A 26229-nucleotide genomic window follows, 5' to 3' on the forward strand; every position below is an offset into this window, starting at 1 on the left:
CAGGTCACTGGAAAACTGACGGCAAGTCTTTCATAGCCTGCTGAGGCTTTATAGAGCCTGATGTAAACGCGGTGCTTGTTAGATCGATTCGCGGGCAAGTCGGATCGCCGCACCGCACGCTCCCACAGGTAAATTGCAGGCAACAAAAAAGCAGCCCGTAGGCTGCTTTTTTCTGCATCGGAAGCTGGACTTAAGCCAGTTTTTCCTTGATGCGAGCTGCTTTACCGGACAGGTCACGCAGGTAGTACAGCTTGGCTTTACGTACGTCACCGCGACGTTTAACGGCCATGCTGTCGATTTGCGGGCTGTAGGTCTGGAAAGTACGCTCTACGCCAACACCGTTGGAGATTTTGCGAACGGTGAATGCACTGTTTACGCCGCGGTTACGCTTGGCGATAACAACACCTTCGAACGCTTGCAGACGCGAACGGTCGCCTTCCTTCACTTTCACCTGAACGACAACAGTGTCGCCCGGGGCAAAGGTAGGGATCTCTTTGGTCATCTGCTCTGCTTCGAGTGCAAGGATGATTTTGTTAGTCATGCTGTGCTCCTAAGGTAAATCGTCGGATCTACCATCGATACGTTGTTAACTATCGTCCCGCTCGCGGATGTATTCCTCGAGCAGCTTCTTCTCTTCTCCAGAAAGCGAGCGGCTTTCCAGAAGATCGGCGCGTCGTTCAAAGGTCCTACCAAGGGACTGCTGTAAACGCCAACGCCGGATATGCGCGTGATTGCCACTTAGCAACACGTCGGGAACACGCTGATCCGCATACACCTCCGGTCGGGTGTAGTGCGGGCAATCCAGCAAACCATCCGTAAAGGAATCTTCCTCGGCGGAGTCCGCATGCCCTAAAGCTCCAGGCAGCAGTCGTGTAACCGCATCGATCAGGACCATCGCCGGCAGCTCGCCGCCAGACAGTACATAGTCGCCAATCGACCACTCTTCATCGACATGAGCCTCTATAAAACGCTCGTCAATGCCTTCATAGCGGCCGGCAATCAGGATCAATGCATCCAGATTCGCCAACTCGCGTACCGCCGACTGAGTCAGTTGACGGCCTTGGGGGGACAGGTAAATTACCTTCGCCGCCTCCCCGGCTGCTGCCTTGGCCTGAACCAACGCATCTTCCAGGGGCTTGATCTTCATCACCATGCCCGGACCACCGCCAAATGGGCGATCGTCCACAGTGTGATGTCGATCCGTCGTGTAGTCTCGCGGATTCCAACAGGTGAGCTGCAAGAGCCCCTGTTTCACCGCACGACTGGTGATGCCGTACTCGCTGATGGCGGAGAACATCTCGGGAAACAAACTGATCACTTCTACGCGCAAGTTAGCCACGCTTAGAAGTCCGCATCCCATTCCACCTTCATCTCGCCTGCGGCAAGGTCGACGGCCAACACGCATTGCTCCGTATAGGGCAACAGGCGTTCGCGATCATCCAGGCTGCCAGCGCAAGGCTTGACCACCATTACATCATTGGCGCCGGTTTCCAGAAGATGATCGATTTTCCCGAGCAATTGCCCGAGTTGATCAATGACCTTCAGACCTTCCAGCTGGTACCAGTAGTACTCGCCGTCGGTCAATTCAGGGAACAGGTTGCGCGGCACGCAGATCTCATAACCGGCCAGAAGACGCGCTTCTTCACGATCATCAAGACCCTTGAGCTTTGCGACCAGGAACTTGTCGTTCCCACGTCCGCTGACCAGCTCGACCTGTTTCACATTACCTTCGCGCTTGAGCGTCCAGGTTTTGTACTGCAACAGGTTTTCAGTCGGATCAGTAAAGGAATACACCTTCACTTCGCCGCGAACGCCATGAACCGAATAAATTTTGCCGATAACGATCAAATCATCAGCAACAGCTGGCGTCGCGTTCATATTGCTCAGGCCGCAGCCTTAGCCGCGTCCTTCAACAACTGAGCAACGCGCTCAGAAGGTTGTGCACCAACGCTCAGCCAGTAGGCTACGCGCTCTTGGTTCACGGACAGACGGACTTCTTGACCACGAGCAACAGGGTTGAAGAAACCAACCTGTTCCTTGTGCGAACCGTCGCGCGGGTTGCGGCTGTCGGTTACGGTCAAGTGGTAAAACGGGCGCTTTTTGGAGCCGCCAAGGGCAAGACGGATTGTTAGCATGTGAACATCGTTCCTGTAGTCGGTGCTGCAAATCTAAAGGCACAGCGGGCATAGGTGCCCGAAAGGCCGCATATTCTAAGGAATATCCGGACTTTTGCAAATGACTTTTTCCGGCGGCCTTTCAGTCGCCATCAAGATTTGCTATAGAGCCGTCGTTGAAAACGGCCAGTCAGCTCCCGCCAAGTGCGGGTTTGCTGGAGATCCCACTTCCGTGTGGGAGGTGCAAGGGCAAGCCCCCGCGTAAATTATTTACATTCTCGGCATGCCGCCGCCGGGCAACATACCGCCCATGCCGCGCATCATTTTGGCCATTCCGCCTTTTGCGGAGAACTTCTTCATCATCTTCTGCATCTGCTTGTGCTGCTTGATCAAGCGACCGATGTCCTGCACCTGAGTGCCGGAACCCATGGCGATCCGGCGTTTGCGCGAACCGCTGATCATCTCAGGGTCGCGGCGCTCGGCCGGGGTCATGGAATTGATGATGGCTTCCATCTGCTTAAATTGTTTCTCTGCCGCGCCTTGGGCGTTGCCCATCTGCGCCAGGTTCATGCCGCCGATGTTTGGCAGTTTGTCCATGAGGCCGCCGAGGCCGCCCATGTTTTTCATCTGTTGCAGCTGATCGCGGAAGTCTTCGAGGTCGAAGCCCTTGCCCTTCTTCAGCTTCTTGGCCAGTTTGTCGGCCTTGTCCTTGTCGAGGGTCTGCTCGGCCTGCTCGATCAGACTGAGCACGTCGCCCATGCCGAGGATGCGCGAAGCAATACGCTCAGGATGGAACGGCTCGAGCGCGTCGCTCTTCTCGCCCATACCGATGAACTTGATCGGCTTGCCGGTGATGGCGCGAACCGACAGCGCGGCACCGCCACGGGCATCGCCGTCGACCTTGGTCAGGATCACACCGGTCAGCGGCAGCGCGTCGCCGAAGGCCTTGGCCGTGTTGGCGGCGTCCTGACCGGTCATGGCGTCGACCACGAACAGGGTTTCGACCGGGTTGATCGCGGCATGCAGCGCCTTGATCTCACCCATCATCTCTTCATCGATGTGCAGGCGACCGGCGGTATCGACGATGACCACGTCGATGAATTTCAGTTTTGCTTCTTTAATAGCCGCTTGCGCGATGTCGACCGGCTTCTGGCTCAGGTCGGACGGGAAGAAGGTAACGCCGACTTCACCCGCGAGCATTTCCAGCTGCTTGATCGCCGCCGGACGGTAAACGTCCGCAGACACGACCATGACCGACTTCTTCTTGCGCTCTTTAAGGAAGCGCGCGAGTTTGCCGGCGGTGGTGGTTTTACCCGCACCCTGCAAACCGGCCATCAGCACGACGGCCGGAGGAACGGCACTCAGGTTCAAGTCTTCGTTGGCCGCGCCCATCAGGCTTTCGAGTTCGGCCTGGACGATCTTCACGAAGGCCTGGCCCGGCGTCAGGCTGCGCGACACCTCGGTGCCGACGGCGCGTTCCTTGACCGAATTGACGAAGTCTTTCACCACCGGCAAGGCGACGTCAGCTTCGAGCAACGCCATGCGCACTTCACGCAGGGTGTCTTTGATGTTGTCTTCGGTCAGCTTGGCCTTGCCGGTGACATGGCGCAGCGTCTGCGAGAGACGGTCGGTTAAGCTTTCAAACATTGCGCGATCCTTTCAGGCCCTGTGTAGACCGGGATAATGGCGGCCCAGACCGGAATAAACATGTGCTCGGCGAGCCTGCGGCGTGGGCAGGTCGCGGATTATAGCGAAGACTGCGTCTGGCGGACACCTCGTCGTCAGGTTGCATGGTCTTTCGTGCTGCGGGGATTCTATGCCAAACTCAGCGCCTTTCGGGCTTGCCTAACAGGATTTATGCTCCCCTTGTCACCCAGTTTGCTAACTACCCTCGCCGCCGCCTGCTTATATGCCGCTGCGACCCTCTATCAGGGCACTCGTCTGGCCACCGGCGCCAAGGCGAACAAACGCCTGCTGGTCACGCTCGGCGTGCTCGCCGTGCTGGCTCATAGCGCCAGCCTGTTCACCCACCTGCTGACACCGATTGGCCTGGGCCTGGATTTTTTCAGCGCCGCCAGCCTGATTGCCGCCGCGGTGATTGCCCTGACGCTGTTGGCCTGCTCGCGGATCCCGGTGGAGAACCTGCTTATATTGCTGTTCCCGCTCGGCGCCGCCACCGTGCTGCTCGCACAGTTCGCCCCCGCCGGCACAGTGCAGATCATCGACGAAGAACCGGGCATCCTCGCCCACATCCTGCTGTCGATCCTCGCCTACGGCATGTTCACCATCGCGGTATTCCAGGCGTTGCTGCTGCTGGTTCAAGACCATCAGCTCAAGCACAAGCATCCGTCCGGCCTGATCAAGAACTTCCCGCCGCTGCAAACCATGGAAAGCCTGCTGTTCGGTTTCCTCTGGGCCGGCTGGACCCTGCTGTCGCTGTCGCTGATCTCCGGCTGGCTGTTCGTCGACAACCTGTTCGCCCAGCACCTGGTGCACAAAACCTTGCTGGCATGCCTCGCCTGGATCGTTTTCAGCGTGCTGCTCTGGGGCCGTAACCGCCTCGGCTGGCGCGGACACAAAGCCATTCGCTGGACCCTCGCCGGTTTCTGCCTGCTGATGCTGGCGTATTTCGGCAGTAAGCTGGTTCGTGAATACATCCTGCATATCTGACGGGCGGCATTAATGGACGACTTGCCCATAGGGCCGATGCTCGCGGTAGTGGCCCTGCTGATTTTATGGTCGGGACTGTTTACCGCCATCGAAGCTGCGCAACAGCACTTGCTCGCCCAGCGGACAGCTTCGCGTTCGAGCGACAAGCCGGTGGCAAAGCTGAGCTTTTCGCTCAATAGCCTGATCCTCTGCAACACCCTGTGCCGCGCACTGGTCGTGGTCATCAGCACCTTGCTGGCGATTTTCACCTGGGCGGAAAACGGTCCATGGGTGGCCTGCCTGGGGGCTGGCGCCGTGCTTCTGGTGTTCGCCGACTACCTGCCGCGCACCCTCGCCGTCCGTTATCCCGACGCTGTCCTGGCCTTGGGCAACACCTTGCTTGGTGCGCCACTGAAAATCATCTATCCCGCCGCCTGGTTGCTCAATGGCATAAGCCAGTTGCTGATGCGACCGTTCGCCCGCAAAGTCAAAGTGGTGCAGCAGAGCGAAGACGAAGCCCCGAACGATCGGCTCGATGATCACGAACACGCCGTCTGCCGCCCACACCCACTGTCAGGCATCCATGCGCTGGACAACATCACGGTCAACGACATTCTGGTGCCACGCAGTGACGTCGATGGGGTCAATCTGGACGACTCCCTCGAGGAAATCATCGAGCAGCTTCGCGCCAATAAACGCACGCGCTTGCCGGTTTTCCACAGCGACATCAACCACGTCGAGGCGGTGCTCAATACCCGGCAGATCCGCCATCTGCTGTCCGACGCCAGTCTGACCCGAGAAGCACTGCTGGCAGCCTGTCACGACCCCTACTTCGTGCCGGAAAGCACCCCGTTGCAACTGCAGCTGTTGAATTTCCACAAACAACAGCGACGCCTGGGCATGGTGGTCGACGAGTACGGCGAAGTGCTCGGTGTCGTGACTCTGGAAGACATTCTCGAAGAAATCGTCGGCGAGTTCGAAAGCCAGCACAGCCTGGATAACCCGCACATCCATCCACAGGCCGATGGCCGCCTGGTGATCGAAGGTGCAGCGTCGATTCGCGAATTGAACAAGAGCCTGGGCTGGCACTTGCCGAGCGACGGTCCGAAAACCCTCAACGGGTTGGTGACCGAGGCGCTGGAGACGATTCCGGAAAGTGCGGTATGCCTGAAGATCGGGCGTTATCGGCTGGAGATTCTGGAGACGGAAGACAATCGGGTCAGCCGGGTACTGATCTGGCATACGAGTTCGGCCCCAGCGGTTGTACCTGCACGATAGATCGCTAAAAGATCGCAGCCTTCGGCAGCTCCTACATCTGGAATGCGCTCCCCTGTAGGAGCTGCCGAAGGCTGCGATCTTTTTGCCCTTGTTGAATCGTTAGCCGCCTTCCTATAATCAAGCCGCTTACCCAAGCCCCGCCATACCCAAGTGCTACCCGCACTCTGCGTTAAGCCCACATCCCTGGGTGTTCGACCATAATAATTCGCTCCACTGGGGCACATGACTGTCAGGGATAACTGCATGACGACCAGCACGACTTATAACGACACCGCGCCTGCGCAACCGACGAACTCCGCCACCCGAGTGGCCACCGCGAGTTTCATCGGCACCGCCATCGAGTTCTACGACTTCTACGTCTATGCCACTGCCGCTGCGCTGGTGATCGGTCCGGTATTTTTTCCGCAGACCTCCGGCACGGCCCAGATGCTGTCGGCGTTCCTCACCTTCGGCATCGCCTTCCTTGCTCGACCGCTAGGATCGGCGCTTTTCGGCCACTTCGGTGACCGCATCGGGCGCAAATCGACGCTGGTTGCCTCGCTGCTGCTGATGGGCGTATGCACCACGCTGATCGGCGTGCTCCCGGGTTACGACAGCATCGGGGCCTGGGCGCCGATTCTGCTCTGCGTGCTGCGCTTCGGCCAAGGCCTGGGACTGGGCGGTGAATGGGGCGGCGCTGCGTTGCTGGCGACGGAGAATGCGCCGAAGGGCAAACGCGCCTGGTTCGGCATGTTCCCGCAGCTTGGCCCCTCGATCGGCTTCCTCGCGGCCAATGGGCTGTTTCTTACGCTGGCCATGACCCTGAACGACGAGCAGTTCCGCTCGTGGGGCTGGCGGATTCCGTTCCTGCTCAGTGCCGCGCTGGTGATGGTCGGTCTGTACGTGCGGCTCAAGCTTCACGAAACGCCAGTATTTGCCAATGCAATGGCACGCCAGGAGCGGGTGAAGATCCCGCTGGTCGAGCTGCTCAGCCAATACTGGGCGCCGATGTTGCTGGGTGCCGGGGCGATGGTGGTGTGCTACGCGCTGTTCTATATCTCGACAGTGTTTTCGCTGAGTTATGGCGTGTCGACGCTCGGCTACACCCGCGAGACCTTCCTCGCGCTGCTGTGCTTCGCCGTGCTGTTCATGGCCGCCGCTACGCCGCTGTCGGCCTGGGCCAGTGATCGATACGGGCGCAAACCGGTGCTGATCATCGGCGGTGTGCTGGCGATTCTGTCCGGCTTCCTGATGGAACCGCTGCTGACCCAAGGTTCGACCTGGGGCGTGGCGCTGTTCCTGTGCATCGAGCTGTTTCTGATGGGCGTGACGTTTGCGCCGATGGGCGCGCTGCTGCCGGAGCTGTTTCCAACCCACGTGCGCTATACCGGTGCGTCGGCGGCCTACAACCTGGGCGGCATTGTCGGGGCCTCGGCGGCACCGTTTTTCGCGCAGAAGCTGGTGGCGATGGGTGGTTTGAGTTATGTCGGCGGGTATGTGTCGGGGGCGGCTGTGCTGAGTTTGATTGCTGTGCTGTGCCTGAAGGAAACGCGCAATAACGATCTGAATCGGGTTGCCTGACAGATCGCCATCGCGAGCAAGCTCGCTCCCACAGGGTTCTTGGTTGGCCACAGATTGTGTGTACACCCCAATTCCCATGTGGGAGCGAGCTTGCTCGCGATAGCCGCGACTCGGTTTACAACTCTACAACAACAGCCTGAGAAGCACGGGTCGCTTTAGCACGAGCCGCGTCAATTGACTCATCACGCGCCAACGCCACACCCATCCGACGCTGACCATTGACCTCAGGCTTGCCGAACAGACGCAACGCTGTATCCGGCTCGCTCAACGCAGCACCAAGATTGGCGAAAGCCGTCTGAGTCGACTGCCCTTCCACCAGAATCACCGCCGAAGCCGATGGGCCGAACTGGCGGATCAATGGAATCGGCAGGCCCAGAATCGCCCGTGCGTGCAGCGCAAACTGCGACAGGTCCTGGGAAATCAACGTCACCAGACCGGTGTCATGTGGACGCGGCGAGACTTCGCTGAACCAGACTTGATCGCCTTTGATGAACAGCTCAACACCAAACAGACCACGGCCACCGAGGGCTTCAGTGACGGCTTTGGCAACGCGCTCGGATTCGGCCAAGGCAATCGGACTCATCGCTTGTGGCTGCCAGGATTCCTGATAGTCGCCCTTCTCCTGACGGTGGCCGACTGGCGCGCAGAACGTAGTGCCGCCAACGTGACGCACGGTCAACAGGGTGATTTCGTAGTCGAAGTCGATAAAGCCTTCGACGATCACGCGGCCTTTACCGGCGCGGCCGCCTTCTTGAGCGTAATCCCAGGCTTTCTGCACGTCATCGACGCTACGCAGCAGGCTCTGGCCTTTGCCCGAGGAGCTCATGACTGGCTTGACCACGCACGGGAAGCCCAGGTCCTGGACTGCCTTGCTGTAATCCTCGAAGGTGTCGGCGAAGTGGTACGGCGAGGTCGGCAGGTCCAGCTCTTCAGCGGCCAGGCGACGGATGCCTTCGCGGTTCATGGTCAGCTGCGCGGCGCGAGCGGTCGGGATCACGGTGAAGCCTTCGGCTTCCAGCTCCACGAGGGTCGCGGTGGCAATGGCTTCGATTTCCGGCACGATGAAATGCGGTTTTTCGGCTTCGATCACCGCACGCAGAGCGGCGCCGTCGAGCATGTTGATCACATGGCTGCGATGGGCGACCTGCATGGCAGGCGCATTGGCGTAGCGATCCACGGCAATCACTTCAACGCCCAGGCGTTGCAGCTCGATCACCACTTCCTTGCCCAACTCGCCACAGCCACACAGCAATACGCGGGTCGCGGTTGGCGACAATGGAGTTCCGATACGGGTCATCTCAGGTCCTCAAGAAGCGGATCATCGAGGGTAGCTGCGCCTGGCGCGCTTCCCATGGGGAGAAAGCGCGGCATTTTACATGAACCTGCGGGTTTGGCTTCAGCTGACGACGGCCTGCTTGCGCAAGCGCCAGGCCATGATCAACCACACGGTAGTCACGCCGGCGAACTTCGAGCCCATGGCGGTGAGGATCACACCCGGGGTGAACGCATCGATCATGCCGAAGAAAATGAAGCTATCGAGCGGAATGCTCAGGGCCGAACTTATCCACAGGCGGTCGTGCAAGGGACGCTTGGTGATGCTGAACACCAGCCAATCGATGCATTCGGATACCGCGAACGCCGTGGCGCTGGCCAGCGCGATGGAGGGATCGGACGTCACGTAAGACAACACCAGCGCTGCCAGCATCGCCGCGATCGCACCATGGCCGAAACGGGTTTGCACCATATCGCGCAAAACGAACACCAAACCACCCCAGGCCGACCAGATGATGTCCAGGTGCGGGGCAGTGGAAAAGGCGTAGTTGATCAGCACGACGCTGCTGATGTAAGCGATCAGGAAGAACATGAGGCGGCGGGATACCTGTCAATTTGGCGCACAGAGTACCGTAGGAGCTGACGAGTGCAACGAGGCTGCGATCTTTTGACGTTGTTTTATAAAGGCAAGATCAAAAGATCGCAGCCTCGTTGCACTCGTCAGCTCCTACAGGTCAGGCGTTTTGTTAATCATCCAAAGTAACCCGCTCGACTTCGCCCGCTCATGACACAACCCCAACACCTTGCGGCGCTCTTCGTTTTCCATCCGGCTCCAGCGCGTGATCTCTTCCACTGTGCGCTGACACCCGGTGCAAATATCGTCCTCGTCCAGCGCGCAGATATTCACGCAAGGCGATCGAACCGGGCGCTCGGGCGTGCTCATTCTTCCTGCTCAACCAGATCGCGGGCATACCGTTGCGAGTTATGCACATAGTGAGCAGCGCTGGCCTCCAGCATTTTTTTCTGCGGCTCGGTCAGCTCGCGCACCACTTTGCCGGGGGAACCCATGACCAGCGAACCGTCTGGAATCTCCTTGCCCTCACCGATCAGCGAGTTGGCGCCGATGATGCAGTTCTTGCCGATTTTCGCGCCGTTGAGGATCACCGCGTTAATCCCGATCAAGCTGTAATCGCCCACCGTGCAGCCATGAAGCATGGCGTTATGGCCGATGGTCACGCCGGTGCCGATGGTCAGCGGGTAACCCATGTCGGTGTGCATCACCGTGCCGTCCTGGACGTTGCTGTTCTTGCCGATCAGGATCAGTTCGTTGTCGCCACGCAGCACAGCGTTGAACCAGACGTTGGCGCCCTCCTCCAGTTTGACCTTACCCACCAGCACGGCATTGGGTGCGACCCAGCTCTGCGGATGGGTTTCGACGCGGGCGTCGCCCAGGCGATATTTCATCTTATTGTCCTCAAGGCCAGGCAGGCTCACTTGCAAAAAGCGGGGTTCACACCCTACGAGCGATGGCTTCAGGTGTTGATAAACGTTTGGGGTGGTTGATGCAGACTGATTTTGGCGTCATAGAGCAGGTTGATCAACTCGACGATCATAATCGCCGTCAGGCCCCAGATTTTGTACTCGCCATAACGATAGCTCGGCACGTACCAACTGTGACCCTGGTAATCGATTCGATGGGTGTGTTCGCGCGGATCCTTGCGGAAGAACTCCAGCGGTACGCTGAAGACTGCGGCGATCTCGGCATCGTTGGCCCGGTACTCGACAAAGTCCGGAATCACACCGACATAGGGTGTGACCTTGATGCCGTGTAGGGAGATCAACGGGCTCAGCGGGCCGATCACTTCGACCAGCCCCGGCGGCAGGCCGATTTCTTCTTCGGCTTCGCGCAGGGCGGTGAAAATCAGGTCAGGGTCTTCGGGGTCGCGCCGCCCGCCGGGAAAGGCGACTTCGCCGCCATGGGTCGAGAGCCCGCTGGCGCGCAGGGTCAGAACCAGTTCCGGTTCGTCACTGCGAGTGATGGGCACCAGCACTGCGGCCTCGGGGAAACGTTTATCGGTTTCCAATGTGCATGGGGTGTGGTTGCTTACTCGATGCAGTAGCTCGTCCAGCATGAGTCTTCTCGATCTGTTGGCCGTAGGGTCTGTTGACGTTTGCTGACAACCGCGTTGCGCGCCAACGCGCGCGATGCTGCGTTGCGGGATTTGCCAAGGGAACAGCCATTAGCTGCATCCCGCGCCTTGCCTCGCACGCGTTGGCACTGCAACGCAGTTCGCCAGCAAACGTCAACAGACCCTATGCATCATGCACCAATCGAACCGACCACCCAACCCCATAACCACTGCATGTCGCTAAACGACAACTTGCCGACAGACACCGCCGCACGCCAAGATAGGCGCAGCATTCAGGAACCCAAGCATGAAATTTTGCAGTCAGTGCGGCAACCCGGTGACCCAGCGCATTCCAGAGGGCGATTCGCGCCTGCGTTTTGTCTGTGACAGCTGTCAGGCGATTCACTACCAGAACCCCAATATCGTCGCCGGTTGCGTGGCGACCTGGGGCTCCAAGGTCTTGCTGTGCCGCCGCGCCATCGAGCCTCGGCTCGGTTATTGGACCCTGCCCGCCGGTTTCATGGAAAACGGTGAAACCATCGAGCAGGCGGCCATTCGCGAGACGGCCGAAGAAGCCTGCGCGCGGGTGCGCAACCTGAGCATCTATACGTTGATCGACGTGCCGCACATCAGCCAGGTGCATGTGTTCTTCCGCGCCGAGCTGGTGGACCTGGACTTTTGCGCTGGTCCCGAGAGCCTGGAAGTAGCGCTTTTCGAAGAAGCCGACATCCCTTGGTCCGAGCTGGCTTTCCGCACGGTGGGCCGTACCTTAGAATGCTTCTTCGCTGACCGGCGGACCGAGGTCTACCCCGTGCGGTCCGAGTCGATCCCGCCGCTTGCTCAGCCTGCCATTACATAAAGCTCCTTGATCTAAAATCACCTATAACTAAATAGTCGCGACACCTCTTAGGGATATCGTTTCAATGCGCTGGTTGCTTGCCGTGTTTTGCTTGTCGTTCGTTGCTATCTCCCAGGCTTCCGTCGCTGAAACCCTGGACGGCAAAGTCATCGAAAAAGTTCTGGTGCTCAAGTCCGCCCACCAAATGCAATTGATCAATGACGGCAAGCCGATCAAGACCTATCGCATCTCATTGGGAAAAAGACCCATCGGCCCGAAACTCATGGAAGGCGACAAACGCACGCCTGAAGGTTTTTACTGGCTGGACTGGCGCAAGGTCAGTGACCGTTTCAATCTGGCGATGCACATCTCCTACCCGAACATCAGTGACTCCGCGCGCTCCCGGCGTGAAGGCGTCGAACCCGGTGGCATGATCATGATCCACGGCACCCCGGACACTGAAGAAAACCCAGAAGACCTGTTCCATACGCTGGACTGGACCGACGGCTGCATTGCCATGCGCAACATGGACATGCGCGAGGTCTGGGGTTTGGTGCCGGACGGAACGATGATCGAAATCCGTCCGTAATCCCCCCGCAAATTGGCTACCGTTGGTCGCTCCTCGAAAAATAAATTCAAAAGATCGCAGCCTGCGGCAGCTCCTACCGGGTAGATACCACTCCCGTCAGTAGGAGCTGCCGCAGGCTGCGATCTTTGCTTTCAAAACTCCCACCTCTAATACCACTTCAAACCAGAAATTCTATTACCCATCAATCCGGGCAGGCTTTCCCGCGCCAACAGCAATGTGATCTCATTGACATGGTATTTAAGTGGTATTAGTTTTCACCCCACCACCGGGCGACAACTCTCCAATATCCGCATCGGACCAAACCTACATGAATGACCTCCAGGCCCTACGCCCTGACGACACCCAGCCCACGCCGTTGTACCTGCAACTGGCGCGCAATCTGGAAGCGGCGATCCATGCCGGCCAGTGGAAAGCCGAACAGGCCATGCCGTCGGAGCGCAACCTCAGCGAAATGCTGGGCATCTCCCGCGTCACCGCCCGCAAGGCGCTGGAAGTTCTGTTCGAGCAAGGTCTGATCCGCCGCAACCAGGGTTCCGGCACCTTTATTACCCCGCGCCTGGAACAACCGCTGTCGCGCCTCTCGGGTTTCAGCGAAATGCTGCGGTTGAAGGGCTTCATCCCCGGCTCGCAATGGCTGGAGCGTGAAATCACTCCGCCGACCCACGAAGAACTGATCCGCCTGGGCCTCTCGCCGAACGACAAGGTCGCGCGGCTCAAACGTCTGCGTAAAGCCGACGACACGGTGATGGCGATCGAGATGAGCACCCTGCCCGCCTCGATCATTCCCAAGCCGCAAGCCGTGGGCGACTCCCTCTACGAATACCTCGACGGCATCGGCAAGCCGATCGTCCGCGCGCTGCAACACATTCAGGCGATCAACGCCTCGGACGAATTCGCCGCACTGGTCGGCATCGCGCCCGGCACCGCCATGCTGCTGATGACCCGGGTCGGGTACCTGGAAGACAACACGCCGATCGAAGTCACCGACACCTATTGCCGCAACGACTACTACGACTTTGTCGCAGAGCTTCGTCGCTAGACAAGCAAACGAGAACCGATCATGTCCGAAGACAACATCCTCACCGCCCGCGGCTGGGTTCGCGGCCGGCTGATTCACGAACACGGCAAGGTCGTGTCGATCGAAGGCCAACCGTGCGATCCGGCCGACAACGACCTGCCTTACCTGCTGCCGGGTTTCATCGACCTGCACGTTCATGGCGGCGGCGGAAAAGACATCATGGAAGGTGCGCCAGCCTTCGAGACCATCACCAAAACCCACGTGCGTTTCGGCACGACGTCGATGCTGGCGACCACCATGACCGCGCCGCCTGCAGAAATTTCCAGCGTGCTTAAAGCCCTCGGCGAGTATTGCGAGCAGCGCCTGAAAGGCAGCGCCCGAGTCCTCGGCGTGCACCTGGAAGGCCCGTACATCAACCCCGGCAAACTCGGCGCCCAACCGAATTTCGCCCACACCGCGTTGATGGCCGAAGTCGAAGAATATCTGGCACTGGCGCCGATCCGGGTGATCACCATAGCCCCGGAAATCGCCGGCCACGACGCCTTGATCCGCAACCTCAGCGCTCGTGGCGTACGCATGCAAATCGGCCATACCCTCGGCAGTTACGAGGAAGGCGTTGCCGCGCTGAACGCCGGCGCCAGCAGCTTCACTCACCTCTACAACGCCATGAGCCCGCTGCATCACCGCGAGCCGGGCATCGTCGGCGCGGCACTGGCCCACGCCAAATACGCCGAGTTGATTCCGGACTTGCTGCACGTGCACCCCGGCGCCATCCGTGTGGCCCTGCGTTCAATCCCGTGCCTGTATTGCGTCACCGACTCCACCGCCGCCGCCGGCATGCCCGACGGTGAATACAAGCTTGGCAGCCACACCGTGACCAAATGCCTGGGCGGCGTGCGCTTGCCCGACGGCACTCTGGCCGGCAGCACGCTGACCATGGATCAGGCTTTGCGCAATCTGGTGAAGATCGGTTTGCCGATCGCCGAGGCCTCGCAACGTCTTTCGCAATTCCCCGCCGACTACCTCGGCCTCAACGAACGCGGGCGCCTGCAACCCGGCAGCTGGGCCGACTGCGTGCGGCTGGATCGCTCACTCACACTGACCGCCGTCATGGTCGAAGGAGAAGACATTGACTTCAAAAATGCTTGAAGAGGCGCTGTCCTCATTCGAGGCCGTGCAAGCCCAATTGCAGCAACTCGACCCGCAGATGATCGAGATCGCCGGGCGCCTGCGTCGTCAGCCACCGCAAGTGGCGATGACCGTCGCTCGCGGCAGCTCCGATCATGCCGCCAGTTATTTTGCCTACCTGACCATGCAGCAGTTGGGCTTCCCGGTGGCGTCGTTGCCGATGTCGGTGGTGACCATGCTGCAAGCACCGCTGAAGGTCAGCGGCCAAGTGGCGTTCGCCTTCTCGCAGTCCGGGCAAAGTCCCGATCTGGTGAACAGCATGCGTCTGCTGCGCAAGCGCGGCGCCCTGAGCATCTCGATGGTCAACGCCGAGAGTTCGCCGCTGGAGGCCGCGTGTGAGTTCAGCCTGCCGCTGTGCGCCGGCACCGAAAGCAGCGTCGCCGCGACCAAGAGTTTTATCGCCACCCTCAGCGCCAGCGCCCGTTTGATCGCCCACTGGAAAGAGGATGCGCAATTGCTGGAGGCCGGTCTCGCGCTGCCGGAAGGTTTGCGCGAGGCGGCGAAACAGGACTGGAGCCTGGCCATCGATGCCCTGCGTGATTGCCAGCGCCTGATGGTAATTGGCCGTGGCGCCGGTTTCGCCATCGCCCAGGAAGCTGCGTTGAAATTCAAGGAAACCTCGGCGATCCAGGCCGAAGCCTTCAGTAGCGCCGAGGTTCGTCACGGCCCGATGGCGTTGATCGACGAAAATTATCCACTGCTGATCTTCGCCCCGCGCGGTGCCGAGCAGGCCGGTTTGCTGAGCCTCGCCGCCGACATGCGCCAGCGCGGTGCCCGCGTTTTGCTGGCCGCACCGGATGACATTGCCGAACGCGACCTCACCCTGAGCGGCGCCGAACACCCGGCCCTCGACCCGATTCTGGCGATCCAGAGTTTCTACGTCATGGCCGCCGGTTTGGCCGTCGCCCGAGGCATGGACCCGGACCAGCCGCGGCATTTGAGCAAAGTGACGCGCACGCACTAACTCGAAGGCCGCACGAAAACTTCTGTAGGAGCTGTCGAGTGAAACGAGGCTGCGATCTTTTGACTTTAGATTTTTAAAAACAAGATCAAAAGATCGCAGCCTCGTTTCACTCGACAGCTCCTACAGGGGGGGCGAGTTGATCCGAACCGTTTTTACTGATGAGACCGAGCCATGCACAACAATAATAAAGAGCTGACCCTCAGCGCCCCGCTCAGCGGCCCGGTGCTCACGCTCGCCAAAGTCCCGGACCCGGTGTTCGCCAGCGGCGCCATGGGCGACGGGATCGCCATCGATCCGCTGAACGACACCCTCCACGCCCCGTGCGCCGGCATCGTGGTGCACGTTGCCCGCACCGGCCACGCCGTCACATTGCGTGCCGACAACGGCGCCGAATTGCTGCTGCACCTGGGCCTCGACACCGTCGAGTTGCAGGGCGAAGGCTTCTCGATGCTGGTCAAGGAAGGTGCGCGGGTCAGCAACGGCCAGCCGCTGTTGCGCTATGACCTGGACAAGGTCGCGCAACAGTGCAAAAGCCTGGTCAGCCTGATGATCCTGACCAACAGCCAGGACTTTCAGGCGCGGCCGATCACGCTGAAGTCGGTGAAAGTTGGCGAGCCATTGCTGCACATCATTCGTCGGCACGCGTCGGGCGCGCAGGCTGAAGCGGAGCTCTCCGGGGAAGAAATTCACGGCTACGTTCGCATCGCCCATCGTGGCGGTTTGCATGCCCGTCCGGCAGCGCTGATTCGTCAGACGGCACAAGGTTTCAAGAGCAAATCGCAGCTGCACTTCGCTGGCAAATCGGCGACCTGCGACAGCTTGATCGGACTGATGGGTTTGGCCGTCGGCGAGCAGGACGAGGTTCAGGTCAGCTGCCAGGGCCCGGACGCCGAAGCCGCGTTGCAAGCGTTGCTGATCGCGTTATCCACAGCACTGGCCGAAGACAGCCACGCCGCCGCACCGACACCGATTGCCCAACGCACTCGAGCGGCCGAAGCGGGTGTGCTGCACGGCGTCTGCGCCGCTCCCGGTCTGGTTGGCGGGCCGTTGTTCCGCTTGACCGCTATCAGCCTGCCGGTGGACGCCGGCAACCATGATCCCGAGCAACAGCTACACGTTCTCGACGCCGCGCTGACCGTTGTGCGCAGTGAAATCGACCACACGCTGGCCCAAGCCAGGAAACATAAAAACACCGACGAAGAAGCGATCTTTGCCGCGCACCTCGCCTTGCTCGAAGACCCCGCGCTGCTGAACGCAGCGAACACTTCCATCGATCAGGGCATGGCCGCAACCCACGCCTGGAGCCAGTCGATCGACGTGCAGTGCGAGGTGCTCCAGCAACTCAGCAGCCCGTTGTTGGCCGAACGCGCCAACGATCTGCGCGACCTCAAACAACGCGTGCTGCGTGCCCTGCTCGGCGAAACCTGGCACTACGACGTGCCGGCCGGCGCCATCGTCGCCGCCCATGAACTGACGCCGTCCGATCTGCTGCAACTGAGCCAGCAAGGTGTCGCCGGGTTGTGCATGGCCGAGGGCGGCGCGACTTCCCACGTGGCGATTCTCGCGCGAGGCAAAGGCTTGCCATGCATGGTCGCGCTGGGTTCTACGCTGCTGGATCAGCAGCAAGGCCAAGCGGTTGTGCTGGATGCCGATGGTGCTCGCCTCGAACTGATGCCAAATGCCGAACGTTTGGCCGAAGTGCATCAAGCACAACTCGATCATCAACAGCGCCGCGCCGAGCAACAGGCTCAGGCACACACCCCGGCGCTGACGCTCGACGGTTTGCAGATTGAAGTCGCCGCCAATGTGGCTTCCAGCGCCGAAGCGGCTGATGCCCTGGCCAATGGCGCCGACGGCGTCGGCTTACTGCGTACCGAGTTTCTGTTTGTGGATCGCAACACCGCGCCAGACGAACAAGAACAGCGTCTTGCCTATCAAGCCGTACTCGATGCCATGGGCGACAAGTCGGTGATCATCCGCACCATCGACGTCGGCGGAGACAAGCAACTCGACTATTTGCCATTACCGGCTGAGGCCAATCCAGTGCTTGGCCTACGCGGTATTCGCCTGGCTCAGGTCCGTCCGGAAATTCTCGATCAGCAACTGCGCGCCTTGCTGCATGTCAGCCCGCTGTCGCGCTGCCGGATCCTGTTGCCGATGGTGACCGAAGTCGATGAGTTGCTGCACATCCGTCAGCGTCTCGACGCGTTGTGCACTGAACTTGGTGTGAGTGAGCGCCCGGAGCTGGGCGTGATGATCGAAGTCCCCGCCGCCGCACTGCTGGCCGAGCAGCTTGCAGAGCATGCGGACTTCCTGTCCATCGGCACCAACGACTTGTCGCAATACACCTTGGCCATGGACCGCGACCACGCTGGCCTCGCTTCGCGGGTCGACGCCATGCACCCGGCGCTGCTGCGGCTGATCGCCCAGACCTGCGCCGGTGCTGCGGTGCATAACCGTTGGGTCGGTGTCTGCGGCGCGCTGGCCTCCGATCCGCTGGCCACGCCGGTACTGATCGGCCTGGGCGTCAGCGAGTTGTCGGTCAGCCCGGTGCAGATCGGAGAAATCAAGGACCGCGTCCGTCACCTCGACGCCGCCGAATGCCGACGCATCAGCCAGAACCTGCTCAAGTTGAGCAGCGCCGCAGCTGTGCGTCACGCCTGTCACCAGCAATGGCCTCTGAGCTGAACAACTACAACAGCTCTAAAACAAAAAGAACACAGGGAGAACCGCCATGTACCAATACTTCATCGAAGGCCTGCAACGCCTCGGCCGCGCGCTGATGCTGCCGATCGCGATCCTGCCGATCGCCGGCCTGTTGCTGCGCCTGGGCGACACCGACCTGCTGAACATCGCGATCATCCACGACGCCGGCCAAGTCATCTTCGCCAACCTGGCGATGATCTTCGCCATCGGCATCGCGGTCGGTTTCGCCAAGGACAACAACGGCACCGCAGGCCTCGCCGGAGTCATTGGCTATCTGGTGATGATCTCCACCCTCAAGGTGCTCGACGCGAGCATCAACATGGGCATGCTCGCCGGGATCGTCAGCGGCCTGATGGCGGGCGCGCTGTACAACCGTTTCAAGGACATCAAACTGCCGGAGTACCTGGCGTTCTTTGGCGGCCGGCGCTTCGTGCCGATTGTCACCGGGTTCGCCGCCGTCGGCCTGGGCGTCATCTTCGGCTTGATCTGGCCACCCATCCAGCATGGCATCAACAGTTTCGGCACGTTGATGATGGAAAGCGGCAGCTTCGGCGCGTTCGTCTTTGGCGTTTTCAACCGCCTGCTGATCGTCACCGGGCTGCACCACATCCTCAACAACATGGCGTGGTTCGTCTTCGGCAACTTCACTGATCCGACCACGGGCGCCATCGTCACCGGCGACCTGTCGCGCTACTTCGCCGGTGACCCGAAGGGCGGCCAGTTCATGACTGGCATGTTCCCGATGATGATCTTCGGCCTCCCGGCCGCCTGCCTGGCGATGTACCGCAATGCTTTGCCGGAGCGCCGCAAAGTCATGGGCGGGATCTTCCTGTCGATGGCGCTGACGTCGTTTTTAACCGGTGTGACTGAGCCGATAGAATTCGCCTTCATGTTCCTCGCGCCGCTGCTTTATCTCGTGCATGCGTTGCTGACTGGCCTGTCGATGGCGATCACCAACCTGCTGAACATTCACCTCGGGTTTACGTTTTCCGGTGGTTTGATCGACATGATTCTCGGCTGGGGAAAATCCACCAACGGCTGGTTGATGGTACCGGTCGGCCTGGCGTATGCGGTGATCTACTACGTGGTGTTTGATTTCTGCATTCGTCGTTTCAACTTGAAGACGCCAGGGCGCGAAGATGTTCTGAAGGGCGACAAAGTAGTCATCGCCGAGAATGAACGGGCCGGGGCTTACATCAAGGCGCTGGGTGGTGCGCAGAATTTGATCACCGTGGGTGCGTGCACCACCCGGTTGCGGCTGGACATGGTGGATCGCAACAAGGCAAACGATGCGGAGTTGAAAGCGCTGGGTGCGATGGCGGTGGTGCGTCCGGGCAAGGGTGGGAGTTTGCAGGTCGTGGTCGGGCCGATGGCCGACAGCATTGCCGATGAGATTCGCTTGGCGATGCCTGCGTTGGGGCGCGCGATCATTTCCTCCCCCGCTGCGGTGATCGATGCGCCGAAACCTGCGGTGGTGGCGAATTCAGAAGCACAGCAATGGCTGAACGCTTTGGGTGGCGGCGAGAATGTGTTGCAGATGGATTGCATCGCCATGACCCGGATTCGATTGCAACTGGCGGATGGCAAGGCGTTGTCGGAATGTGATCTGAAGGCGCTGGGATGCCAGGGTATGAGTCAGTTGGAAGGTGGGGTTTGGCATCTGTTGGTTGGCGACAAGGCGTCGAGTTTGAATGATGCGCTGAATGCGTTGGTGAATCGCAGTGAGGTGAGTGCCAAGGTTTAAACCCACGCCCTCTGTAGGAGCTGTCGAGTGAAACGAGGCTGCGATCTTTTGATCTTGAAAAATCAAAATCAAAAGATCGCAGCCTCGTTTCACTCGACAGCTCCTACAAGGGGTGTATGCATTCATTGATTGTTCAGGCAACAAAAAACCCGCTGAACGCAAATTCAGCGGGTTTTTCATTTCAGCGGCCAGGAAGACTAGAAATCCTCCAACCGCCACACCTCATAAGCCGGCGTCTCATAGGGATGACTCTGCTTCAGAGCCATCACCACAGCGCGAATCAGCTCATCCGCCACGACAAGCTCAACCTTCCATTCCTCAACCTGCTCGACCTGCCCCGCTTCACCAATAAACGGCTGACTGCCATCCAACGGGCGAAACTGGCCGAGGCCGAGCACTTGCCAGGCGCAATGGTCGTAAGCGCCGATTCGTCCGCCGCCGGCGGCGAATACGGCACTTTTCACGTCTTCGACGTGACTGGTTGGAACAAAAAAGCTGAGCTTGTACACGGCGCTTAGTTAACCCGCTTTTAGTTTACCCAGACGCGCGCATTACGGAACATACGCATCCAAGGTGCGTCTTCGTTCCAGTCTTCCGAACGCCACGAGTTCTGCACCGCGCGGAACACACGTTCCGGGTGCGGCATCATGATCGTTACGCGACCGTCGCGGCTGGTCAAACCGGTGATCCCGCGCGGCGAGCCGTTCGGGTTGGCCGGGTAGTTTTCGGTGACCTTGCCGTGGTTGTCGACAAAACGCATCGCCACGCAACCCGACAGATCGGCTTCCAGCAACGCTTCTTCGCTGGCGAACTCGGCATGACCTTCACCGTGAGCAATAGCGATCGGCATACGCGAACCGGCCATGCCTTGCAGGAAGATCGAGTTCGATTCCTGGACCTGAACCATCGCCACACGGGCTTCGAACTGCTCGGAACGGTTACGCACAAAGTGCGGCCAGAACTCGCTGCCCGGGATCAGCTCGTGCAGGTTGGACATCATCTGGCAACCGTTGCACACGCCGAGGGTGAAGCTGTCGTTACGTTCGAAGAAGCCCTGGAACGCATCGCGAGCGCGGCTGTTGAACAGCGCGGACTTGGCCCAACCTTCGCCGGCACCGAGAACGTCGCCGTAGGAGAAACCACCGCACGCCACCAGGCCTTTGAACTCGTTCAGGTCGACACGGCCGGCCAGAATGTCGCTCATGTGCACGTCAATCGCGTTGAAACCGGCGCGGTCGAACGCGGCCGCCATTTCCACCTGACCGTTGACGCCCTGCTCACGCAGCACGGCAACTTGTGGGCGAATGCCTTTCTTGATGTAAGGCGCGGCGACGTCCTGGTTGACGTCGTAGCTCAGCTTGACGCTCAGGCCCGGGTTGTCTTCTTCCAGCAACACGTCGAACTCTTGTTCGGCGCAGTCGGCGTTATCACGCAGACGCTGGATCTGGTAGCTGGTTTCAGCCCACTGACGTTGCAGCAGACGACGCTGGCCTTCGAACACGGTTTCGCCGTTGAAGGTGATGTTGATCTGGCCGTTGTTCATCGGCTGACCGATCACCGACACGCACTCGCCCAGACCGGCAGCGCTGAACTGCGCAAGGATGTCTGGAGTAGCGTCCTGACGAACCTGGATCACGGCACCCAGTTCTTCGTTGAACAGGATTGCTGCGATGTCGGCGGAGGTTTCTGCCAGACCGTCGAGGTTCAGGCTCAGACCGCAGTGGCCGGCGAAGGCCATTTCCACGGTGCTGGTCAGCAGACCACCGTCGGAACGGTCGTGGTAAGCCAGCAGGTGACCGTCGGCGTTGAGGCCCTGGATCACGGCGAAGAAGGCTTTGAGGTCTTCGGCATCGTCGACGTCCGGCGCTTGCGAACCGAGTTTGCCGTGAACCTGGGCCAGGATCGAGGCGCCCATGCGGTTTTGGCCGCGGCCCAGATCGATCAGGATCAGGTCGGTGGTGCCCTTGTCCATGCGCAGTTCCGGCGTCAGGGTCTGACGGATGTCAGCCACTGGCGCGAAACCGGTCACGATCAGGGACATCGGCGAGGTCACGGTCTTGTCGACGCCTTCATCGTTCCAGCGCGTGGCCATGGACATGGAGTCCTTGCCCACCGGAATGGTAATGCCCAGTTCTGGACACAGTTCCATGCCGACCGCTTTAACGGTGTCGTACAGACGCGCGTCTTCGCCTGGGTGACCGGCAGCGGACATCCAGTTGGCCGACAGTTTGATGTCGGAGATTTTGTTGATGCGCGAAGCCGCGATGTTGGTCAGGGTTTCGCCGATGGCCATACGGCCCGACGCCGGAGCGTCCAGCAGAGCCAGCGGAGTGCGCTCGCCCATGGCCATGGCTTCACCGGTGTAAACATCGAAGCTGGTGGCGGTGACGGCAACGTCGGCTACCGGAACCTGCCACGGGCCGACCATCTGATCACGGGCCACGAGGCCGGTGATGGTGCGGTCGCCGATGGTGATCAGGAAGCTTTTGCTCGCCACGGCCGGGTGATGCAGAACGCGTTCGACGCAGCCTGCAATCTCGAGGGTCGACGGATCGAAATCGTCGCCCAGTTCGTTTTCGCGAACGGCCGAACGGTGCATGCGCGGGGCTTTGCCCAGCAGCACTTCGAGTGGCATGTCCACCGGGCTGTTGCCGAAGTGACTGTCGGTGACGGTCAGTTGCGGCTCGGCAGTGGCTTCGCCGACGACGGCAAACGGGCAACGCTCGCGCTCGCAGATCGCCTGGAAGCGTTCGAAGTCGGCCGGGCCGACCGCCAGAACGTAGCGTTCCTGGGATTCGTTACTCCAGATTTCGTGCGGGGCCATGCCCGGCTCGTCGTTTGGAATGTTGCGCAGTTCGAAGCGACCGCCACGGTTGCCGTCGTTGACCAGTTCCGGGAAGGCGTTGGACAGACCGCCCGCGCCGACGTCGTGGATGAAGCTGATCGGGTTCTTGTCACCCAGTTGCCAGCAACGGTCGATGACTTCCTGGCAGCGACGCTCCATCTCAGGGTTTTCGCGCTGTACGGAAGCGAAGTCCAGGTCTGCCGAGCTGGTGCCGGTGGCCATGGAGGAAGCGGCGCCGCCGCCCAGGCCGATGAGCATTGCCGGGCCGCCGAGGACGATCAGTTTGGAGCCAACGGTGATTTCGGCTTTCTGTACGTGTTCGGCACGAATGTTACCCATACCGCCGGCCAGCATGATCGGCTTGTGGTATCCGCGAACTTCGTCGCCACGCGGGGTGGTGATCGACTGTTCGAAGGTACGGAAGTAACCGGTCAGGGCCGGACGACCGAATTCGTTGTTGAACGCGGCGCCACCCAGTGGGCCTTCGATCATGATATCCAGCGCGGTGACAATGCGCTCAGGCTTGCCGTACGGCACTTCCCACGGCTGTTCGAAGCCCGGGATTTGCAGGTTGGACACGGTGAAACCGGTCAGGCCAGCCTTTGGCTTGGCACCGCGACCGGTTGCGCCTTCGTCACGAATCTCGCCACCGGAACCGGTGGATGCGCCCGGGAACGGGGCAATCGCGGTCGGGTGGTTGTGTGTTTCGACTTTCATCAGGATGTGCACCGGCTCCTGCACCGCACCGTATTGGCGGGTTTCAGGGTCCGGGAAGAAACGGCCGGCGACGTTGCCGACGATCACCGAAGCGTTGTCCTTATAAGCCGACAGAACGCCTTCGCTGTGCATCACGTAGGTGTTCTTGATCATGCCGAACAGGCTTTTTTCCTGGCTCTGACCGTCGATATCCCAACTGGCGTTGAAGATCTTGTGACGGCAGTGCTCGGAGTTCGCCTGGGCGAACATCATCAGTTCGATGTCGTGCGGGTTGCGCTTCAAGCCGACGAAGGCGTTGACCAGGTAGTCGATCTCGTCTTCGGCCAGGGCCAGGCCCAGCTCGGTGTTGGCTTTTTCCAGCGCGGCGCGGCCGCCACCCAGCACGTCGATCGCGGTCAGGGGCTTTGGCTCGGCATGGCTGAACAGGCCGGCGGCTTGTTCAAGGTTGCCGAGGACGATCTGGGTCATGCGGTCGTGCAGCGCGCCTGCGATCAGCTGCGCTTCGGCGTCGCTGAACTGGCCGGCGACGTAGAAGGCGATACCGCGTTCAAGACGCTGGATTTTCGTCAGGCCGCAGTTGCGAGCGATGTCGCTGGCTTTACTGGACCATGGCGAGATGGTGCCGAACCGCGGCAACACCAGGAACAGACGACCGGTTGGCTCTTGTACCGGAACACTTGGGCCGTACTTCAGAAGGCGCGCGAGCACCTGCTGTTCGTCGCCGGTCAGGACGCCGGTAACTTCGGCGAAGTGAGCGAATTCAGCATACAAGCCGCTGACAGCCGGGACCTTCTGGCTCAGTTGCTCAAGGAGTTTGCTGTGGCGAAAGGCAGAAAGGGCAGGAGCGCCGCGCAGGATCAACATCTTCGGGACAGCCTCGGGAAGGGGTGTGCTTTGAGGCCGTGCATTCTAGCCTAAACAGGCCGCGACATCACCCGAAACGGTACGGGCGGCTGCACCCGGGCGTCGGGCCGGGTGTTCGGACAGCAAACCGGTGCGCGCCGAGCGTTATTTTTTCTGTCACAAAATGCTGCTCGGGCCCATTCCTGCGGGCTCCGGAGCGGTTTTCAGTTGCCTAGCAGACAAGCCCTTCGCTGTCGAGATATGGCGCTCGTGGTCCTTTGCGTATACTGCGCAGATGTTTTCCCCAACGGCTTTGCGTCCGCGGTACGCCAAATGGCTGATCGCAACCGGACTCTTCCTGATGCTCAGTGGCTGTGTTGATAAACCCAACACGCTGGAGCGCGTAAAGGAGGATGGCGTGCTGCGGGTGGTTACCCGTAACAGCCCCGCCACCTACTTTCAGGATCGCAACGGTGAAACCGGCTTCGAATACGAGCTGGTGAAGCGCTTCGCCGAAGATCTGGGGGTGGAACTCAAAATCGAAACCGCGGACAACCTCGACGACTTGTTTAATCAGGTGGGCAAACCCAACGGCCCGGTGATCGCTGCTGCCGGCCTGGTCAGCAGCGACAAACGCAAACAGCAGGTGCGGTTTTCCCACTCTTACCTCGAAGTCACCCCGCAGATCATCTATCGCAACGGCCAATCGCGGCCCACCGAAGCGAAGGATCTGGTGGGCAAGAAGATCATGGTGCTCAAGGGCAGCACCCACGCCGAGCAATTGGCGGAGCTGAAAAAGAAATATCCCGGCATTGAATACGAAGAGTCCGACGCCGTTGAAGTCGTCGACTTGCTGCGGATGGTCGATGAAGATCAGATAGACCTGACCCTGGTCGATTCAAACGAAGTCGCGATGAACCAGGTCTACTTCCCCAACGTACGGGTAGCCTTCGACCTCGGTGACGCCAGCAACCAGAGCTGGGCAGTGGCCGCTGGCGACGACAACAGCTTGCTCAACGAGATCAACGACTACCTAGACAAGGTGAAGAAAAACGGCACCCTGCAACGTCTCAAAGACCGCTATTACGGGCATGTCGATGTACTGGGTTACATGGGCGCCACCACCTTCGCCCAACACTTGCAGCAACGTCTGCCCAAATATGAGCAGCACTTCAAGGCGTACGCCAAGAAAGAGAAAGTCGATTGGCGCCTGCTGGCAGCGGTCGGCTATCAGGAATCGCTATGGCAACCGGCCGTCACATCGAAGACCGGCGTGCGCGGCCTGATGATGCTGACCCAGAACACCGCGCAGGCCATGGGCGTGTCCAATCGACTGGACCCCAAACAAAGCATCATGGGGGGCGCCAAGTACCTGGCCTACATGAAGGATCAGCTGGATGAGTCGATCCAGGAGCCGGATCGCACCTGGTTTGCACTGGCGGCCTACAACGTTGGCAGCGGTCACCTGGATGACGCGCGCAAACTGGCGGCCAAGGAAGGACTGAACCCGGACAAGTGGCTGGACGTGAAAAAAATCCTGCCGCGCCTGTCCGAGAAGAAGTGGTTCAGCAAAACCCGTTACGGCTATGCCCGTGGCGGCGAACCCGTTCACTTTGTGGCGAACATCCGCCGCTACTACGACATCCTGACGTGGGTGACGCAGCCGCAGCTGGAAGGCAATCAGGTCGCCGAGGGCAACCTGCATGTGCCGGGGGTCGACAAGACCAAACCGAATCAGGACACCCCACAGCTCTAACAGAACAACCTAGATCCAA

Annotated in this window: 23 protein-coding genes; 11 read left to right on the forward strand and 12 right to left on the reverse strand. The window is 60.1% G+C overall.

Annotated features, from left to right (window positions below):
* Positions 1-190 precede the first annotated feature (190 nt).
* From rplS to ffh, 5 genes are all read right to left on the reverse strand, one after another.
* Positions 191-541 (reverse strand): 50S ribosomal protein L19, encoded by a 351-nt coding sequence (gene rplS, locus E3W21_RS07315; protein WP_063322826.1) that lies wholly within the window; start codon positions 539-541, stop codon positions 191-193.
* A 45-nt stretch (positions 542-586) separates the two neighbouring features.
* Entirely contained in the window at positions 587-1360 is a 774-nt protein-coding gene (trmD, locus tag E3W21_RS07320; RefSeq protein WP_154503229.1) for a tRNA (guanosine(37)-N1)-methyltransferase TrmD, read from the reverse strand.
* Complete coding sequence (gene rimM / locus E3W21_RS07325) at positions 1342-1878, reverse strand: ribosome maturation factor RimM (protein WP_008014731.1); 537 nt, start codon at positions 1876-1878, stop codon at positions 1342-1344. The genes trmD and rimM overlap by 19 nt, the downstream gene beginning before the upstream one ends.
* Before the next feature lie 5 nt (positions 1879-1883).
* Positions 1884-2135 (reverse strand): 30S ribosomal protein S16, encoded by a 252-nt coding sequence (gene rpsP, locus E3W21_RS07330; RefSeq protein ID WP_007944872.1) that lies wholly within the window; start codon positions 2133-2135, stop codon positions 1884-1886.
* A 249-nt stretch (positions 2136-2384) separates the two neighbouring features.
* Positions 2385-3761 carry a signal recognition particle protein gene (gene ffh, locus E3W21_RS07335; protein WP_134418924.1) on the reverse strand — a complete coding sequence of 459 codons (1377 nt, stop codon included), beginning with the start codon at positions 3759-3761 and terminating at the stop codon, positions 2385-2387.
* 210 nt (positions 3762-3971) lie between these two features.
* On the opposite strand from ffh, the gene E3W21_RS07340 reads away from it, so the two are divergent.
* The 3 genes from E3W21_RS07340 to E3W21_RS07350 all read left to right on the forward strand — a co-directional run bounded on the left by E3W21_RS07340 (position 3972) and on the right by E3W21_RS07350 (position 7601).
* Entirely contained in the window at positions 3972-4784 is an 813-nt protein-coding gene (locus E3W21_RS07340) for an inner membrane protein YpjD (RefSeq protein ID WP_046053341.1), read from the forward strand.
* A 12-nt stretch (positions 4785-4796) separates the two neighbouring features.
* Positions 4797-6041: a transporter associated domain-containing protein gene (locus E3W21_RS07345; RefSeq protein ID WP_129441488.1), complete on the forward strand. Its 1245-nt coding sequence runs from the start codon at positions 4797-4799 to the stop codon at positions 6039-6041.
* Positions 6042-6284: 243 nt separating this feature from the next.
* A complete protein-coding gene (locus E3W21_RS07350) occupies positions 6285-7601 on the forward strand; it encodes an MFS transporter (RefSeq protein ID WP_056743381.1) in 1317 nt (438 codons plus the stop codon).
* Between the two features lie 115 nt (positions 7602-7716).
* On the opposite strand, the gene purT is transcribed toward E3W21_RS07350, so the two are convergent.
* The 5 genes from purT to E3W21_RS07375 form a co-directional block, all read right to left on the reverse strand.
* Positions 7717-8898: a formate-dependent phosphoribosylglycinamide formyltransferase gene (purT, locus tag E3W21_RS07355; protein WP_134418925.1), complete on the reverse strand. Its 1182-nt coding sequence runs from the start codon at positions 8896-8898 to the stop codon at positions 7717-7719.
* 99 nt (positions 8899-8997) lie between these two features.
* Complete coding sequence (locus E3W21_RS07360) at positions 8998-9465, reverse strand: preQ0 transporter (protein ID WP_134418926.1); 468 nt, start codon at positions 9463-9465, stop codon at positions 8998-9000.
* Positions 9466-9600: 135 nt separating this feature from the next.
* Positions 9601-9816 carry a DUF1289 domain-containing protein gene (locus tag E3W21_RS07365; RefSeq protein WP_129441480.1) on the reverse strand — a complete coding sequence of 72 codons (216 nt, stop codon included), beginning with the start codon at positions 9814-9816 and terminating at the stop codon, positions 9601-9603.
* A complete protein-coding gene (locus E3W21_RS07370; RefSeq protein WP_007954617.1) occupies positions 9813-10337 on the reverse strand; it encodes a gamma carbonic anhydrase family protein in 525 nt (174 codons plus the stop codon). Before E3W21_RS07370 ends, E3W21_RS07365 begins: the two co-directional genes overlap by 4 nt.
* 68 nt (positions 10338-10405) lie before the next feature.
* Positions 10406-11005, reverse strand: coding sequence for a CoA pyrophosphatase (locus E3W21_RS07375; protein WP_134418927.1), 600 nt, complete (start codon positions 11003-11005; stop codon positions 10406-10408).
* Positions 11006-11309: 304 nt separating this feature from the next.
* Between E3W21_RS07375 and E3W21_RS07380 the strand changes: the two genes are divergently transcribed.
* The 7 genes from E3W21_RS07380 (at position 11310) to nagE (ending at position 20049) form a co-directional block, all read left to right on the forward strand.
* Positions 11310-11861 (forward strand): NUDIX hydrolase, encoded by a 552-nt coding sequence (locus E3W21_RS07380; protein ID WP_033056401.1) that lies wholly within the window; start codon positions 11310-11312, stop codon positions 11859-11861.
* A gap of 64 nt (positions 11862-11925) precedes the next feature.
* Entirely contained in the window at positions 11926-12429 is a 504-nt protein-coding gene (locus tag E3W21_RS07385) for a murein L,D-transpeptidase family protein (RefSeq protein ID WP_129441472.1), read from the forward strand.
* 307 nt (positions 12430-12736) lie between these two features.
* Positions 12737-13468, forward strand: coding sequence for a GntR family transcriptional regulator (locus E3W21_RS07390; RefSeq protein WP_134418928.1), 732 nt, complete (start codon positions 12737-12739; stop codon positions 13466-13468).
* A gap of 21 nt (positions 13469-13489) precedes the next feature.
* The gene (gene nagA, locus E3W21_RS07395) at positions 13490-14596 is read left to right on the forward strand and encodes an N-acetylglucosamine-6-phosphate deacetylase (RefSeq protein WP_134418929.1); all 1107 of its coding nucleotides are present in this window, start codon (positions 13490-13492) and stop codon (positions 14594-14596) included.
* Positions 14577-15599 carry an SIS domain-containing protein gene (locus E3W21_RS07400; protein WP_134418930.1) on the forward strand — a complete coding sequence of 341 codons (1023 nt, stop codon included), beginning with the start codon at positions 14577-14579 and terminating at the stop codon, positions 15597-15599. The genes nagA and E3W21_RS07400 overlap by 20 nt, the downstream gene beginning before the upstream one ends.
* Positions 15600-15770: 171 nt before the next feature.
* Positions 15771-18287 (forward strand): phosphoenolpyruvate--protein phosphotransferase, encoded by a 2517-nt coding sequence (gene ptsP / locus E3W21_RS07405; protein WP_134418931.1) that lies wholly within the window; start codon positions 15771-15773, stop codon positions 18285-18287.
* Positions 18288-18333: 46 nt separating this feature from the next.
* A complete protein-coding gene (gene nagE, locus E3W21_RS07410) occupies positions 18334-20049 on the forward strand; it encodes an N-acetylglucosamine-specific PTS transporter subunit IIBC (RefSeq protein WP_134418932.1) in 1716 nt (571 codons plus the stop codon).
* 197 nt (positions 20050-20246) lie between these two features.
* On the opposite strand, the gene E3W21_RS07415 is transcribed toward nagE, so the two are convergent.
* Positions 20247-20558: a YqfO family protein gene (locus E3W21_RS07415; protein ID WP_129441460.1), complete on the reverse strand. Its 312-nt coding sequence runs from the start codon at positions 20556-20558 to the stop codon at positions 20247-20249.
* Positions 20559-20578: 20 nt separating this feature from the next.
* Positions 20579-24475 carry a phosphoribosylformylglycinamidine synthase gene (purL, locus tag E3W21_RS07420; protein WP_134418933.1) on the reverse strand — a complete coding sequence of 1299 codons (3897 nt, stop codon included), beginning with the start codon at positions 24473-24475 and terminating at the stop codon, positions 20579-20581.
* A 274-nt stretch (positions 24476-24749) separates the two neighbouring features.
* On the opposite strand from purL, the gene mltF reads away from it, so the two are divergent.
* Entirely contained in the window at positions 24750-26210 is a 1461-nt protein-coding gene (gene mltF, locus E3W21_RS07425; protein WP_134418934.1) for a membrane-bound lytic murein transglycosylase MltF, read from the forward strand.
* The last annotated feature ends 19 nt before the right edge of the window (positions 26211-26229 follow it).

Origin of the sequence: Pseudomonas sp. F01002 (genome assembly GCF_004402115.1) — a bacterium.
Classification (GTDB): Bacteria; Pseudomonadota; Gammaproteobacteria; order Pseudomonadales; family Pseudomonadaceae; genus Aquipseudomonas; species Aquipseudomonas frigoris.